The sequence below is a fragment of the Amycolatopsis sp. NPDC104819 genome (genome assembly GCF_055583145.1).
Map to the genome: position 1 here is coordinate 463,532 of NZ_JBVJON010000003.1, position 13,243 is coordinate 476,774.

General features: G+C 71.6%; 14 protein-coding genes. 4 read left to right on the forward strand and 10 right to left on the reverse strand.

Annotated features, from left to right (window positions below; all coding sequences use genetic code 11):
- Positions 1-18 precede the first annotated feature (18 nt).
- Positions 19-1,053, forward strand: coding sequence for a zinc-dependent alcohol dehydrogenase family protein (locus tag ACZ63E_RS11360; RefSeq protein ID WP_465335896.1), 1,035 nt, complete (start codon positions 19-21; stop codon positions 1,051-1,053).
- 55 nt (positions 1,054-1,108) lie between these two features.
- Positions 1,109-2,554 carry an aldehyde dehydrogenase family protein gene (locus tag ACZ63E_RS11365; RefSeq protein WP_465335897.1) on the forward strand — a complete coding sequence of 482 codons (1,446 nt, stop codon included), beginning with the start codon at positions 1,109-1,111 and terminating at the stop codon, positions 2,552-2,554.
- On the opposite strand, the gene ACZ63E_RS11370 is transcribed toward ACZ63E_RS11365, so the two are convergent.
- The 3 genes from ACZ63E_RS11370 to ACZ63E_RS11380 all read right to left on the reverse strand — a co-directional run bounded on the left by ACZ63E_RS11370 (position 2,551) and on the right by ACZ63E_RS11380 (position 6,799).
- On the reverse strand, positions 2,551-4,071 hold the full coding sequence (locus tag ACZ63E_RS11370; protein ID WP_465335898.1) for an FAD-binding oxidoreductase: 1,521 nt from the start codon (positions 4,069-4,071) through the stop codon (positions 2,551-2,553). The genes ACZ63E_RS11365 and ACZ63E_RS11370 overlap by 4 nt on opposite strands.
- Positions 4,072-4,198: 127 nt before the next feature.
- Entirely contained in the window at positions 4,199-4,909 is a 711-nt protein-coding gene (locus ACZ63E_RS11375) for a maleylpyruvate isomerase N-terminal domain-containing protein (protein WP_465335899.1), read from the reverse strand.
- 177 nt (positions 4,910-5,086) lie between these two features.
- Positions 5,087-6,799 carry an FAD-dependent oxidoreductase gene (locus tag ACZ63E_RS11380; RefSeq protein WP_465335900.1) on the reverse strand — a complete coding sequence of 571 codons (1,713 nt, stop codon included), beginning with the start codon at positions 6,797-6,799 and terminating at the stop codon, positions 5,087-5,089.
- A 165-nt stretch (positions 6,800-6,964) separates the two neighbouring features.
- On the opposite strand from ACZ63E_RS11380, the gene ACZ63E_RS11385 reads away from it, so the two are divergent.
- Positions 6,965-7,159, forward strand: a complete 195-nt coding sequence (locus ACZ63E_RS11385; RefSeq protein ID WP_465335901.1) for a DUF397 domain-containing protein — start codon at positions 6,965-6,967, stop codon at positions 7,157-7,159.
- A gap of 24 nt (positions 7,160-7,183) precedes the next feature.
- Here ACZ63E_RS11385 and ACZ63E_RS11390 read toward each other — a convergent pair whose 3' ends face one another.
- From ACZ63E_RS11390 to guaB, 7 genes are all read right to left on the reverse strand, one after another.
- Positions 7,184-7,792 (reverse strand): DUF3558 domain-containing protein, encoded by a 609-nt coding sequence (locus ACZ63E_RS11390; RefSeq protein WP_465335902.1) that lies wholly within the window; start codon positions 7,790-7,792, stop codon positions 7,184-7,186.
- Positions 7,792-8,196, reverse strand: a complete 405-nt coding sequence (locus ACZ63E_RS11395; RefSeq protein ID WP_465335903.1) for a hypothetical protein — start codon at positions 8,194-8,196, stop codon at positions 7,792-7,794. The genes ACZ63E_RS11390 and ACZ63E_RS11395 overlap by 1 nt, the downstream gene beginning before the upstream one ends.
- A gap of 56 nt (positions 8,197-8,252) precedes the next feature.
- Positions 8,253-9,386 (reverse strand): GuaB3 family IMP dehydrogenase-related protein, encoded by a 1,134-nt coding sequence (locus ACZ63E_RS11400; protein ID WP_465308791.1) that lies wholly within the window; start codon positions 9,384-9,386, stop codon positions 8,253-8,255.
- 176 nt (positions 9,387-9,562) lie between these two features.
- The gene (locus ACZ63E_RS11405; RefSeq protein WP_465335904.1) at positions 9,563-10,048 is read right to left on the reverse strand and encodes a hypothetical protein; all 486 of its coding nucleotides are present in this window, start codon (positions 10,046-10,048) and stop codon (positions 9,563-9,565) included.
- Position 10,049: 1 nt separating this feature from the next.
- A complete protein-coding gene (locus ACZ63E_RS11410) occupies positions 10,050-10,577 on the reverse strand; it encodes a hypothetical protein (RefSeq protein WP_465308787.1) in 528 nt (175 codons plus the stop codon).
- Between the two features lie 74 nt (positions 10,578-10,651).
- Positions 10,652-11,104 (reverse strand): DUF3574 domain-containing protein, encoded by a 453-nt coding sequence (locus ACZ63E_RS11415; RefSeq protein WP_465335905.1) that lies wholly within the window; start codon positions 11,102-11,104, stop codon positions 10,652-10,654.
- 51 nt (positions 11,105-11,155) lie between these two features.
- Positions 11,156-12,667: an IMP dehydrogenase gene (guaB, locus tag ACZ63E_RS11420; protein WP_465335906.1), complete on the reverse strand. Its 1,512-nt coding sequence runs from the start codon at positions 12,665-12,667 to the stop codon at positions 11,156-11,158.
- A gap of 147 nt (positions 12,668-12,814) precedes the next feature.
- Between guaB and ACZ63E_RS11425 the strand changes: the two genes are divergently transcribed.
- On the forward strand, positions 12,815-13,210 hold the full coding sequence (locus ACZ63E_RS11425) for a DUF5319 domain-containing protein (RefSeq protein ID WP_465335907.1): 396 nt from the start codon (positions 12,815-12,817) through the stop codon (positions 13,208-13,210).
- Positions 13,211-13,243: the final 33 nt, after the last annotated feature.

Sequence of the window (13,243 nt, forward strand, 5' to 3'; positions counted from 1 at the left end):
ACGAAGAAAGGCCCAGCCATGCGAGCGACAGTCATCTACGGCGCCGGCGACGTACGGGTCGAGACCGTCCCGGACCCGAAGCTGGCGGAGCCGACCGACGTCGTCCTGCGGGTCGTGCGGTCCTGCATCTGCGGCAGCGACCTCTGGCCGTACGCCGACATGCCGCCCCGCGAGCACGGCCGCCGCATCGGACACGAGTTCCTCGGGATCGTCGAGGAGACCGGCGCCGACGTCACCACGGTGAAGAAGGGCGACCTCGCCGTCGCGCCGTTCGTCTGGTCCGACAACACCTGCGAGTTCTGCCGCGAAGGCCTCCAGACGTCGTGCCTGCACGGCGGCGGCTGGGGCGCGAAGGGCGTCGACGGCGGCCAGGGTGAGGCCGTGCGCGTCCCGCAGGCCGACGGCACCCTCGTCAAGCTCCCGCACACCGAGGACGACGACCTGCTCGCGTCGATGCTCACGCTGTCGGACGTCTTCTCGACCGGGCACCACGCCGCCACGAAGGCGCGGGTGAGCGAGGGCCAGAACGTCACGGTCATCGGCGATGGCGCCGTCGGCCTCTCCGCCGTGCTCGCCGCGAAGCGCCTCGGCGCCGACCGGATCGTCCTGATGGGACGCCACCAGGCGCGCACCGACCTCGGCCGCGAGTTCGGCGCGACCGACGTCGTCGCCGAGCGCGGGGACGAAGGCATCGAGAAGGTCCGCGAGCTGACCGGCGGCCAGGGCACGCACGCCGTCCTCGAATGTGTCGGCACGAAGGGCGCCTTCGAGATGGGCGTCGGGGTCGTGCGCCCGGGCGGCGCGGTCAGCCGGGTCGGGCTGCCGCAGTACGAAGAGGGCCCGATCGGCGTGTCCGTGTTCCGGCGCAACGTCACCGTCACCGGTGGGGTCGCGCCCGCGCGGCACTACATCCCCGAGCTGCTGCCGGACGTCCTGGAGGGCAAGTTCCAGCCCGGCCGGGTGTTCGACCGGACCATCGACGTCGAAGGCGTGCCGGACGGCTACCGCGCGATGGCGGACCGCGAGGCGCTGAAGGTGCTCATCAAGCCGTGACCCGTCCGGGTGGGGGTCCGGCGGCGAGACCACCACCCGGATTACGTTGGTACACATGGACATGATCACCCCCGAGCCGCGCCCCGCCTGGATCGCCGGCCGCCCCGAGCCGGGCGCCACCACCCTCGTTGTGCACCACCCGTACGACGGCAGCGAGGTCGCCACGGTCGCCGTGCCCGGGCCGGAGCAGGTCGAGCGCGCGGTGGCCGCCGCGGTCGCCGTCGCCCGTGAGCTCCGCGGCACTCCCGCGCACGTCCGCGCGGGCGCGCTCGACCACGTCTCGCGCACGCTCGCCGCGCGGGCCGAGGAGATCGCCGAGGTGATCACGGCGGAGAACGGCAAGCCGCTCAAGTGGGCCGAGGCCGAGGTCAGCCGCGCGGTGTCGGTGTTCCGCATCGCCGCCGAGGAGGCCCGACGGTTCACTGGCGACGTCCAGCGGCTGGACACCGACCCCGCGGGCGAGGCGCGGCTGGCGCTGACCCGGCGGGTCCCGCGCGGGCCGGTGCTCGGCATCGCGCCGTTCAACTTCCCGCTCAACCTGGTGGCGCACAAGGTCGCGCCGTCACTGGCGATCGGCGCGCCGATCATCGTCAAGCCGGCGCCGCGGACCCCGCTCTCGGCGCTGATCCTCGGCGAGATCCTGGCCGAGACGGACCTGCCGGAAGGCGCGTTCTCCGTGCTGCCGCTGGGAAACGAGGAGACGCAGGCGCTCGTCGCCGACCCGCGGCTGCCGGTGGTGTCCTTCACCGGGTCCGGCCCGGTCGGCTGGTCGCTGAAGGACGCCGCGCCGCGCAAGCACGTCGTGCTCGAGCTCGGCGGCAACGCGGCCGCCGTCGTCCTGCGGGACTGGCCGGACCCCGAGGGCGCCGCGCACCGCATCGCGACCTTCGGCAACTACCAGGCCGGGCAGTCCTGCATCGCCGTGCAGCGGGTGATCGTCGACGCCGCCGTCGCGGACGAGTTCGTGCCCGCGCTGCTGGAAGCCGTGGAGGCGCAGCGGACCGGTGACCCGTACGACCGCGCCACCGACGTCGGCCCGGTGGTCGACGAAGCCGCCGCCGAGCGGATCATCGCGTGGGTCGACGAAGCCGTCGAGGCGGGCGCGAAGGTGCTCACCGGCGGCACCCGCGACGGCGCGACCGTCGCGCCGACCCTGCTCACCGACGTCCCGGCGGGCACGAAGGCCTGGGACGAAGAGATCTTCGGGCCGGTGCTCGCGGTGTCCGTTGTGGACGGTGTGGACGCGGCCTTCCGGTCGGTCAACGAATCCGCGTACGGGCTGCAGGCCGGCGTGTTCACCGCCGACGTCCAGCTGGCGTTCCACGCCTCGGCCGAGCTGGAGGTCGGCGGCGTGATCATCGGCGACGTCCCGTCCTACCGCGCCGACCAGATGCCCTACGGCGGCGTCAAGGGTTCCGGCGTCGGCCGCGAAGGGGTGCTCGCCGCGATGCACGACCTCACCGAGGAGCGCGTCACGGTGTTCACCGGCATCGACCTCTAGATCTGGACGCTCTGCCCGAACCGGAAGACGTTCAGGGGGTCGTACTTCTTGCCGACGTCCCCGAGCCGCTTCACGTTGTCGCCGTAGTAGGCGGTCTTCCAGTCGGGCAGAGCCGGGTCGATGTAGTTGACGTACCCGCCGCCCGCGCCGGCCGCGTCGAGGCCCGCGACGACGTCGGCGACCGACTGGGCCGCCTTCGCCCGCGTCTGCGCCGTCGCCTGCGTGTAGACCTGCACGCTCGCGAGGGCGTCGCGGTGCCAGAACGCCGTCGCGTCCTTCGCCGGTTCGCCGACCTTCCCGCCGAGGCCGTCGATGAGCAGGTCGGTGCCGGCGCGCCCGTCGGCGACCGCGACGATCTTCGCGGCGTCGACCGGGGCCGTGATGATCCGCGACGACCCGAGGAAGGTCTGGCGGGCCGAGCTGCCCTCGAAGTACTTCATCGCGCCGAGGTAGTCGAGGCTCTTCACCGTGCGCTGGGTCGGGCGCGCGCCGGAGTTGGTGGTCAGGTTGTTCAACAGCGTGTTCAGCCCGGATGCGTTGCCGACGTAACAGCCGCCGACGCGGCACTGCACCGGCGAGCCGCCCGACAGCACCAGGTTCGCCCAGAGCTCCGGCGGCATCGCCGGGAGCCACTGCTGCCACGCGGCGAGCACGTCGGCCGCGGAGCCGGCCGGGAAGCGCAGCGAGAACACCGTGAGGTTCGGCGCCGGATCGGTGTCGAAGGTGAACTCGGTGACGATGCCGAAGTTGCCGCCGCCCCCGCCGCGCAGCGCCCAGAACAGGTCCGGCTCGGACGTCGCGGACGCCGTCAGCAGCTTGCCGTCGGCCGTGACGACCTGCGCCGAGCTCAGGTGGTCGCAGGTCAGGCCGTACTTGCGGGCGAGCACGCCGATGCCGCCGCCGAGGGTCAGCCCGGCGATGCCGACCGTCGGGCAGGAGCCGGCGGGCAGCGCGCGCCCGGCCCCGCCGAGCGCGGCGTAGACGTCCTTGAGCTTCGCGCCGGCGCCGATCACGGCCTTGGTGCCCTGGATGTCCACTTTGTTCAGCGCGGCCAGGTCGACGACCAGCCCGCCCTCGGGCGCCGAGTAACCGGCGTAGCTGTGGCCGCCGCTGCGCGCGGCGATGGTCACGCGGCCCGCGGCGGCCTGGACGGCCGCCTGGACGTCCTGCGGTGTCGACGCCGTCACCACGGCGACCGGGTTGTTGCCGTCGAAGAGCGGGTTGAACGCGCGCTTGGCCGTGTCGTAGGTGTCGTCGCCCGGCCGCAGCAGGTTGCCGGTCAGCTTGCCGCGCAGGTCGTCCCAGTTCGGCGGGCCGGTGGGCAGCCGCGTCGAGGGCGGCGCGGACGTGGTCGGCGCGGACGTCGCGCTCGAGGCCACGGGCGAGGTGGGGCCACCCGGCCCGCACGCGGCCGCGACGGCGCCGGCGGCCGACACCCCCGCGACACGCAGGAACGTCCTCCGGTCCAGGTCCATACGGTGGGGGACGCGCGGCCGTCCGGCGGGTTGCCCGGTCATCGGGCCGGCCTGCTCAGGTTGTCCACATCGGACTCCTCGCTGCCGGGGACGCCCAGTCTAGGTCGGCGGGCCGCCGTCACCATCTCGACCGACCCTACGACCTACACGGCGGCGGCGCGCGCGGCGTTCAGGACCAGGCGGGGATCCGCGGCACGGCACCGTCCAACGCGGACCCGTCGGTGCGGCCGCTGAGCCAGGCCAGCAGCTGGCCGGCGGTCCCGGAGACGGTCGCCCCCGGCGCGGCGCCCATCGTCCACTCCCCGGTGCCCTCGGCGACCAGGCGAAGCGCGGGCAGGTGCGCGCTCCGGGAGGTGATGGCGTGCTGGACGACGTCCTCGGCGAGCGGGCCGAGCAGGCCGAGCACGCGGTCGAGGTCGTACCCGCGATCGAGGTCGGCGAGGTGGATGGTCAGCTCGGACAGCCGCATCCGCGCGACGACGGCCCCGGTGACGGGCGCACCCTGCCGGTTGCGGGCCTCCCGCGCCCAGCCGTCGTCCGGCATCGCGGCGGCGTACTTCTCGAACCGCGCGGCCGAGGAGACGAAGTCGGCGAGAAGATCGGCGGCCCCATGCCGGGAGGAGGCCTCGATGTCGGTTTCGCGCGCTTCGGCGCTGGCGTACATCTGCGTCTCGACCCCGGTGTTCGCCCAAACGAGCAGGTTCCGCAGGCCATCGGCGTTCCGGGCGACGTGGGCGAGAACATGCGCCCGCGTCCAGTCCGGCAACGCACAGGGCGCGCGCAGCTCGGGTTCCCCGAGGCCACCGATGGCCCGGGCCCATTCGTCGTCGAGCTTCCGTACCCCGCCGAGCAGCGCCTGCGCCTTCTCGAATGCCGTCACGACCTCGAGTCTAGGAGGTCCGGGGCTCCGCCGGGCCGCCCACGCGACCCGCTTCGGACGACACGCGTACCCAGCCGGACGACACGCGCACGCAGGTGGACGACACTTCCGCGGCCGAGCCGGGTGCCGTGTCGTCCGTCCAGGCACGCGTGTCGTCCGATGCGGTACCGCGCGGCGTCACGAAGTCCGGCGCAGGGCGGCGGGCGCGTCGGCCGGAACCGCCGGGTTCTTCGGGGCGATCGACGCCAACCGGACATACGACGCGTCCTGCGCCGGCCGCGCGTCCGCCTCGCCCTTGTTCGGCCAGAACGAGAACGCCCGCTCGGCCTGGGCCGTGATCGTCAACGACGGGTTCACGCCCAGGTTGGCCGTGATCGCCGCGCCGTCGACCACCGACAGGCCCGGGTAGCCGAACACCCGGTGGTACGGGTCGATCACGCCCTCCTCGGCCGTCGCGCCGATCGGGACGCCGCCGATGAAGTGGGCCGTCAGGGGGATGTCGAAGATCTCGCCCCACGTGCCGCCCGCGAGGCCGCCGATGCGCTCGGCCGTGCGCTCGTTGGCCTCGTGGCCCGCCGGGATGAAGCTCGGGTTCGGCTCGCCGTGGCCCTGCTTCGACGTGTACTTGCGCCGGCCGAACAGCCCGCGCCGCGTGTACGTCGTGATCGAGTTGTCCAGGCTCTGCATCACCAGCAGGATCACCGTGCGCTCGCTCCAGCGGTAGCCGTTGAGCAGCTTCGCCGTCTGGACCGGGTGCTTGACCATGAAGCTGACCGCTTGCCGCCAGCGCGGCACCGGCGACGCGCCGTCCGTGGCGATCGTCTGCAGCAGGCTCATCGCGTTGCTGCCCTTGCCGTAGCGGACCGGCTCGATGTGGGTGTTCTCGTCCGGGTGGATCGACGACGTGATCGCGACCCCGCGGCTGAAGTTCCGGCTCTCGTCGACGTCGGTCCTGGCCGCGCCGATGATCGCCTCGGAGTTCGTGCGGGTCAGCTCGCCGAGCCGGCGCGACAGCTTCGGCAGCGTGCCGGTGTCCTTCAGCTTGTGCAGCAGGTTCTGGGTGCCCCAGGTGCCGGCGGCGAAGACGACCTTCCCGGCGGTGATCGTCGTCCGGAAGCGCCGGGACGTCGTCCCCGTCTTCTTCAGGTCGACTTCGTACCCGCCCTCGACCGGCCGGACCGAGGTGACCGTCGTCAGCGGGATGACCTTCGCGCCGTCCTGCTCCGCGAGGTAGAGGTAGTTCTTGACCAGCGTGTTCTTCGCGCCGACGCGGCAGCCGGTCATGCACGAGCCGCACTCGGTGCAGCCGGTCCGCGCGGGGCCCGCGCCGCCGAAGTACGGGTCTTTCTCTCGCTCGCCGGGCTTGCCGAAGTAAACGCCGACGGGCGTCGCGTGGAAGGAGTCGGCGACGCCCATGTCCTTCGCGACGTCGCGCATCACGACGTCGGACGGCGTGATGGTCGGGTTCGTGACGACGCCGAGCATCCGGCTGGCCTGGTCGTAGTGCGGCGCGAGCTCGGACTCCCAGTCCGTGATGTGCGACCACTGCCGGTCGGCGTAGAACGGCTTCAGCGGCCGGTACAGCGTGTTCGCGTAGACGAGCGACCCGCCGCCGACGCCCGCGCCCGCCAGCACCATGACGTCGTTGAGCATGTGGATGCGCTGGATGCCGTAACAGCCGACCTGCGGCGCCCAGAGGTAGCGCTTGAGGTCCCAGGACGTCTTCGCGAACTCGTCGTCGGCGAACCTCCGCCCGGCCTCGACGACGGCTACCCGGTAGCCCTTCTCCGTGAGCCGCAGCGCCGCGACGCTGCCGCCGAACCCCGACCCCACCACGACGACGTCGTAGTCGGGTTCGCCTGCGCCGGTGGTGGTGTTACTGGCAGTCACACCTTGAGCGTAACCCGGGGTTCCCGTCCTGACCAGAGGTAAGTTACTGGCCAGTCACCCTTCTGGACGCTTTCACGGCGCCCGGAAGTGGGTATCTATCGAAGTGCTCGATGTCCACGTCGGCGATTCACCGCTGAGCGGGACACGAATCCAGGAGGCACCACGATGAGCCCGCAGCAGCAGCTCACCGGTTGGCGCAAGTCGAGCCACAGCCACTTCGAGGAGAACGCCTGCGTCGAGATCGGCGCCGCCCCCGGCGTGGTCGGGGTGCGGGACACCAAGCAGCCGGCGCCCCGCCCGATCCTCGTCTATTCGGAAGCGGCCTTCGGCGCGTTCCTCGCGCACGTCACCGGGCAGTAGTCCACTCGGCCGGGAGTTGACCCGTCAGCTCCCGGCCTTCGCGTTGCCCAGCACCATCGCCGTGACCTGACGCGCGGCCTCGCAGGGATCACTCTTGCCGACGTTCTTCTCCGACTGATCAACGCTGATGTCGATGGCCTGGGTGTCACTGGTCCCCACGGCGACGGTGCACTCTCCCCTGGCCCGCTGATCCCCGACGCCGTCATAAGCGGCGAGCGGGTACCCGTCAACCGGCTCCAGCGGCTCGACAAAGGGATAGGCGTTCCCCTTCGCGGCATAGACCCTGGTCAGGCCACGCTTGTCCAGCTTGCCGAAAATGATGCCGACGCCGGCCCTGCCGGGCGCTTCCCAGTTGCACACGGGCCCTACGTCCGCGTCAGGCTCAGGTTTTGTCTCCACTTCCGAGCCGAGCAATCCGGCGACCTGAGCTGGCGTCAACGCGTCACACGGTGCCTGTTCAAGCCTCGTGAGGTCGATCGGGTTCGCCACCTTCGGCACGCCCGGCCCAGGAACCTCGTCTGCAGTCCCAGAGGAGGGCGCCGACGGAACCGGAACAGCCGTGCCCCCGTTTGTGGTGCCACAAGCACCGAGCACCAGCAATGCGGCACTCAGCGGAACCATCACGCGGCGCATCACAGACTGCCTCCGGCCTGATCGATCTCGGTCCGATGAGCGTCCTCGGCAGCAGCGTACTTACCCAACGCCGCCCGGAATCGTTCCGCCATCGCCCGGCAGTACTCCTCACGCGCAGTCAATGTTTTCAGCAGAGTCTCACCGGAAGCTCGGATCTGCTTGGCGTTGCCCTGGCTGGCGTACTCAAGGCCCGGGCCCTGAGCGCTGGCGATGTAGTTGGCCTTCTTACGGTCTTCCCTGAACTCGTCGGCCAGGTCGTCCCAGTCCTTGGCCAGCTCCCGGAGCGTCGCTTCGTCGTAGGCGAAGCCGGCGCCGCCGGGCCCGGCACCGTACGAACCCGCCACCGGAACACCGTTCGGCCCCGGCAACGACCAATCCGCGTTCGGGTCGTACACGGAACCCATCGTCGCCCTCCCCGGCCACGCAGCGCTCTATGTCAGACACTCTGTGTCGTAGAACACTAGCGGCGGACGGTGAGCCCCACTCGCTGGAACTCCTTGAGGTCCGAGTAACCCGTCTTCGCCATCGCACGGCGGAGCGCCCCGAAGAGGTTCACCACGCCTTCCGCGTCCGACGACGGCCCGAACAGCAGGGTCTTGAGGTCGACGGCGTAGTCCGGCCCGGCCGCCACGCGCGAGCGCGGCAGGGACGGGTGCGCGGCCGCCGCCGTCCAGTAGAGGCCCTGGCCGGGCGCGTCCGACGCGGCGGCCAGCGGGGAGCCCAGCATCACGGCGTCCGCGCCGCACGCGATGGCCTTCGCGATGTCACCCGAGGTCGTCATGCCGCCGTCGGCCAGCACGTGCACGTAGCGGCCGCCGGTCTCGTCGAGGTAGTCGCGGCGGGCGGCCGCGGCGTCGATGATCGCCGTGGCCATCGGGACGCCGATGCCGAGCACGCGGTCGGTGCTCGTCACGCCCGGCGTGTAGCCGTGGCCGACGATGACGCCGGCCGCGCCCGTGCGCATCAGGTGCATCGCCGTGCGGTAGTCGCTCACACCGCCGGCGATCACCGGGACGTCGAGGCGGCCGATGAAGTCCTTGAGGTTGAGCGGCTCGGCGTCGCGCACCACGTGTTCGGCGGAGATGATCGTGCCCTGCACGACCAGGATCTCGACGCCGGCCGCGATCAGGTCCGGGGTCAGCTCGGCGGCGTGCTGCGGGCTGACGCGCGCGGCGACCGTGACGCCGGACTCGCGGACGGTCTTGATCGCTTCGGTCAGCAGGTCGAGCCGGATCGGCGCGGCGTGCAGCTCCTGCAGCACACGCCCGACCGCCGTCGGGTCCTCGAGGTCCTCGGCCGCGCGGACCAGCTGGAAGATGGCGTCCTCGACGTTGGGGTGCCGCGCCCAGAGCCCTTCGGCGTTGAGCACGCCCAGCCCGCCCAGCTCACCGACGGCGACCGCGGTGCCGGGCGAAACGATCGCGTCGGTCGGGTGCGTGACGAGCGGCAGGTCGAAGCGGTAGGCGTCGATCTGCCAGGAGGTGGACACCACCGAAGACGACCGGGTCCGCCGCGACGGCACGATCTCGACGTCGTCGAGGTCATACGCCCGCCGCGCGGTGCGGCCCATCCCGATCTCGACCAGGTCCCGCACGTGAAGCCTCCTCCGACGACGACAATCTGCCGTGCCCCATTGTCGCTAGTCCGCGTGGGTGACCCGCGCACGGGGGTTGCCAATGCGACCGAAAAGCAGGCCGGGCCTCCGAGCGGCACGAAACCGTCGCCACAAAGCCATCGGCCGTCACTGCGGTCGGATTGGCAACCAGCGGCTCAGTAGAACAGCAGCAACACGGGCGCCACACCCACGCCGAGCCCGGCCGCCGTGCTCAGCGCGGCCGGCAGCGGACGCCGGGCCTCGGCCGCGCTCGCCAGCGCGCCGAACAGCGATCCGCCGCCGACGACCACGCCCCAGAACGCCAGGCCTTCCCCGGCGTCGGTGGCGACGCGGCGCTGATAGACCACCACGGCCTGCACCTCGCGGCCCACGTCGGAGATCTCGACCTGGACCGCCTCGCCGGGTCGCACGCCGAGGCGCTTCTCACTTCCCGACGTCTCCAGGCGCTCGCCGGACGCGGTGCGCACGACGAGTTCGTAGCTGGAGGTCCCCGTCTCCGACCGGTAGTCCTCGTACGCCTCGACGGTGGCTTCGGCGTGCTCGACCGGCCCGGCCGACTCGAGGATCCCGTAGACGGCGAAGGCCAGCCCCGCGCCAGCGGCGACGCCCCACACCGCGGGTGCGACCAGGCTGCCGGGCACCTCACACCCGCACGAAGACGACCACGGGCGCCAGCAGCGCGCCGAGGGCGAGCGCCAGCCAGGTGGCCAGGGGTGGGTACACGTTCAGCCGGACCGCGCCGAAGTACACCGCGCCCAGCGCGAACAGGGACGCGACGATCAGCAGCACCGGCCGGATCACTCCCGGCCGGAGGTCGATCACGCCGCCGCCGGCGCGGAGGTACGCGATGCTGCCGTCGGCCGTCGAGACGTCGAGCGCGACCGGCTGCCCCGTGGGCAGGTCGAGGTCGGGGCCGACCGCCGTGACGCGGTAGAGGTGGTTGCCGGCGTCGACCGCGATCGTGTGGCTGACCGCGTCCTCGTCGCCGCCGACCGGGAGCGCGCCCTGCTCGTGGGACACGATGTGCCCCTCGACGCGGTAGGTGGGCGCGTCACGGCCGGCGAGCACCTGGCACATCAGGCAGACGATGCCGCCGAGGAAGAGCGAAATGATCGCGACGGCCGTGAAGAACACCGTGCGCAGCACGCGCGTGAAGCGGCTGACCGTCATGCCGTTCAGTGCACACCAAAGTGGCCACGCAAGGCGATAGGCCGATTACCGTAAGCACTCTAGGTCACGAAAACTCAGAAAGAGACCTTCTCCACTGAGTCCGAACGCAGTACGGACTCCTGCTGGAACTGCTTTTTGTAGTCGGCGCGCAGCCCTTCGATCTCCCGCTCGGCGTCGCGGTCGGCGAACGGGTAGAGCAGTACGACCACATGGGTGTGTTCCCGGACGATCGTCCCGGACCCGCCGCGCCACTGGCCGCTGCCGTCGAGGCGGGTGAAGCCGTCCGGGAACGCCGGGGTGATCTCCCGGTCGGAGAAGGCGGCGAACTCGCGGTCGGTCACCTCGGTGCCGTCCGGCTTGCCGGTGCCGAAGTAGAGGTCGGTGCGCTTCCAGATCTCGCCCGGCGACTGCTGGACCTGCGGGGCCGCCGGGGTGTCCGACGCCGAGGCCGCGGCCCCGCCGCCGACTCCCAGCAGCGCCGCCGAGGCGGCCGTGGCCACCAGTGTCCGTCGTGAAATCCTGGTCATGGGCCGAGTCTCACGACCCATGACCAGGGGCGGAACGACCGAAAGGGCGGCCTAGCGGGTCGTGTAGTTCGGGGCCTCGACCGTCATCGTGATGTCGTGCGGGTGGCTCTCCTTGAGCCCGGCCGCGGTGATCCGGACCAGCTGCGCGTCCTGCAGCTCGGCGATCGTGTTCGCGCCCGCGTAACCCATGCCCGAGCGCAGGCCGCCGACGAGCTGGTGCACGACGTTGGCCAGCGGCCCGCGGAACGGGATCCGGCCTTCGATGCCTTCGGGAACCAGCTTGTCCTCGCTCAGCACGTCGTCCTGGGCGTAGCGGTCCTTCGAGTACGACTTCGCCTGGCCCCGCGACTGCATCGCGCCGAGCGAGCCCATGCCGCGGTAGACCTTGAACTGCTTGCCGTTGACCAGGATCAGGTCACCAGGCGACTCCGCGGTGCCGGCCAGCAGGCTGCCCAGCATCACGGTGGACGCGCCGGACGCGATCGCCTTCGCGATGTCGCCGGAGTACTGGATGCCGCCGTCGCCGATCACCGGGACACCCGCCGGGCGGCACGCCTGGTCGGCCTCGAAGATCGCGGAGATCTGCGGGACGCCGACCCCCGCGACGATCCGGGTGGTGCAGATCGAGCCCGGGCCCACGCCGACCTTGACGCCGTCCGCGCCCGCGTCGACCAGCGCCTGCGCGCCCGCCCGGGTCGCGACGTTGCCACCGACGATGTCGACCGCGTCGCCCAGCTCCTTCTTCAGCAGCGAGACGGTCTCGACGACCGCGCGGGAGTGCCCGTGCGCGGTGTCGACCATCAGGACGTCGACACCCGCGTCGGCCAGCGCCATCGCGCGCTTGTGGCCGTCCGGGCCGACGCCGACCGCGGCGCCGACGATCAGGCGGCCGTCCGGGTCCTTCGTCGCCTTCGGGTACTGCTCGGTCTTCACGAAGTCCTTGACCGTGATCAGCCCGCGCAGCTTGCCCGCGCCGTCGACGATCGGCAGCTTCTCGATCTTGTGCCGGCGCAGCAGGCCGAGCGCGGCGTCCGCGGACACCCCGACCTGTGCGGTGACCAGCGGCGCCTTCGTCATGACCTCGGACACCGGGCGGCTGTGGTCGACCTCGAACCGCATGTCGCGGTTGGTGATGATGCCCACCAGCGCGCCGGACGCGTCGGCCACCGGGACGCCGGAGATGCGGAACTTCGCGCACAGGGCGTCGACCTCGGCCAGCGTGGCGTCGGGCGAGCAGGTGACCGGGTCGGTGACCATGCCCGCCTCGGACCGCTTCACCACCTCGACCGCGGCGGCCTGCTCGTCGATCGGGAGGTTGCGCTGGAGCACGCCGATGCCGCCCTGGCGGGCCATGGCGATGGCCATCCGCGCCTCGGTGACAGTGTCCATCGCGGCGGAGACCAGCGGGATGCCGAGGGTGATGTTCCGGGTCAGCCGCGTGCCGGTGTCCACCGCGCTGGGCACGACGTCCGATTCGGCCGGCAGCAGCAGCACGTCGTCGAAGGTCAGGCCGAGCATGGCGAACTTGGCCGGCACGGGGGCGGTGATGCCGTCGCTGGTCATAGCGGGTGAAGGGCCTTCCTGGCGCGGGATGAGCGGGGTCGCTGTGTCTGATCAAGATCAACTGGCGACTCGGAGCCTTCCCCTCATGATATCCGCCGTCACGCCCAGCCCCGGGCGGTGGGCGAGGCGCCGGGAGCGCCCGGTACCGTGCAGGCCGTGGCGCATGATGTATTGCCTCCAGACCCGTTCGCGGACGACCCGGACGACCCGGCCCGCGCCTTCGGTGACGACGAGGACCGGCTGGACGAGCCGATCAGCGACCAAGAACGCACCGAGCTGCTGGCCGACCTCTCGGATCTGGCCGTCTACCAGGCGCTCCTCGAGCCCCGCGGGGTCCGCGGGATCGTCGTCGACTGCGGTGAGTGCGACGAACCGCACTACCACGACTGGCACCTGCTGCGTTCCAGCCTGGAGCAGCTGCTGGCCGACGGGCGGATGCGGCCGCACGAGCCGGCCTTCGACCCGAACCCCGGCGACTACGTGAGCTGGGACTACTGTCGCGGCTTCGCCGACGGCGTCACGGCCAACGAGAGCGCCTACTGACTCCACCAAAAAAGCCCTGGTGAGCTTGCTCAC

What these genes read in the sequence shown, in the direction of transcription:
- ACZ63E_RS11360 (WP_465335896.1), top strand. Translation starts at nt 19, where the DNA reads ATGCGAGCGACAGTCATCTACGGCGCCGGCGACGTACGGGTCGAGACC.
- ACZ63E_RS11365 (WP_465335897.1), top strand. Translation starts at nt 1,109, where the DNA reads ATGGACATGATCACCCCCGAGCCGCGCCCCGCCTGGATCGCCGGCCGC.
- ACZ63E_RS11370 (WP_465335898.1), bottom strand. Translation starts at nt 4,071, where the DNA reads ATGACCGGGCAACCCGCCGGACGGCCGCGCGTCCCCCACCGTATGGAC.
- ACZ63E_RS11385 (WP_465335901.1), top strand. Translation starts at nt 6,965, where the DNA reads ATGAGCCCGCAGCAGCAGCTCACCGGTTGGCGCAAGTCGAGCCACAGC.
- ACZ63E_RS11390 (WP_465335902.1), bottom strand. Translation starts at nt 7,792, where the DNA reads ATGCGCCGCGTGATGGTTCCGCTGAGTGCCGCATTGCTGGTGCTCGGT.
- ACZ63E_RS11395 (WP_465335903.1), bottom strand. Translation starts at nt 8,196, where the DNA reads ATGGGTTCCGTGTACGACCCGAACGCGGATTGGTCGTTGCCGGGGCCG.
- ACZ63E_RS11410 (WP_465308787.1), bottom strand. Translation starts at nt 10,577, where the DNA reads ATGACGGTCAGCCGCTTCACGCGCGTGCTGCGCACGGTGTTCTTCACG.
- ACZ63E_RS11415 (WP_465335905.1), bottom strand. Translation starts at nt 11,104, where the DNA reads ATGACCAGGATTTCACGACGGACACTGGTGGCCACGGCCGCCTCGGCG.
- guaB (WP_465335906.1), bottom strand. Translation starts at nt 12,667, where the DNA reads ATGACCAGCGACGGCATCACCGCCCCCGTGCCGGCCAAGTTCGCCATG.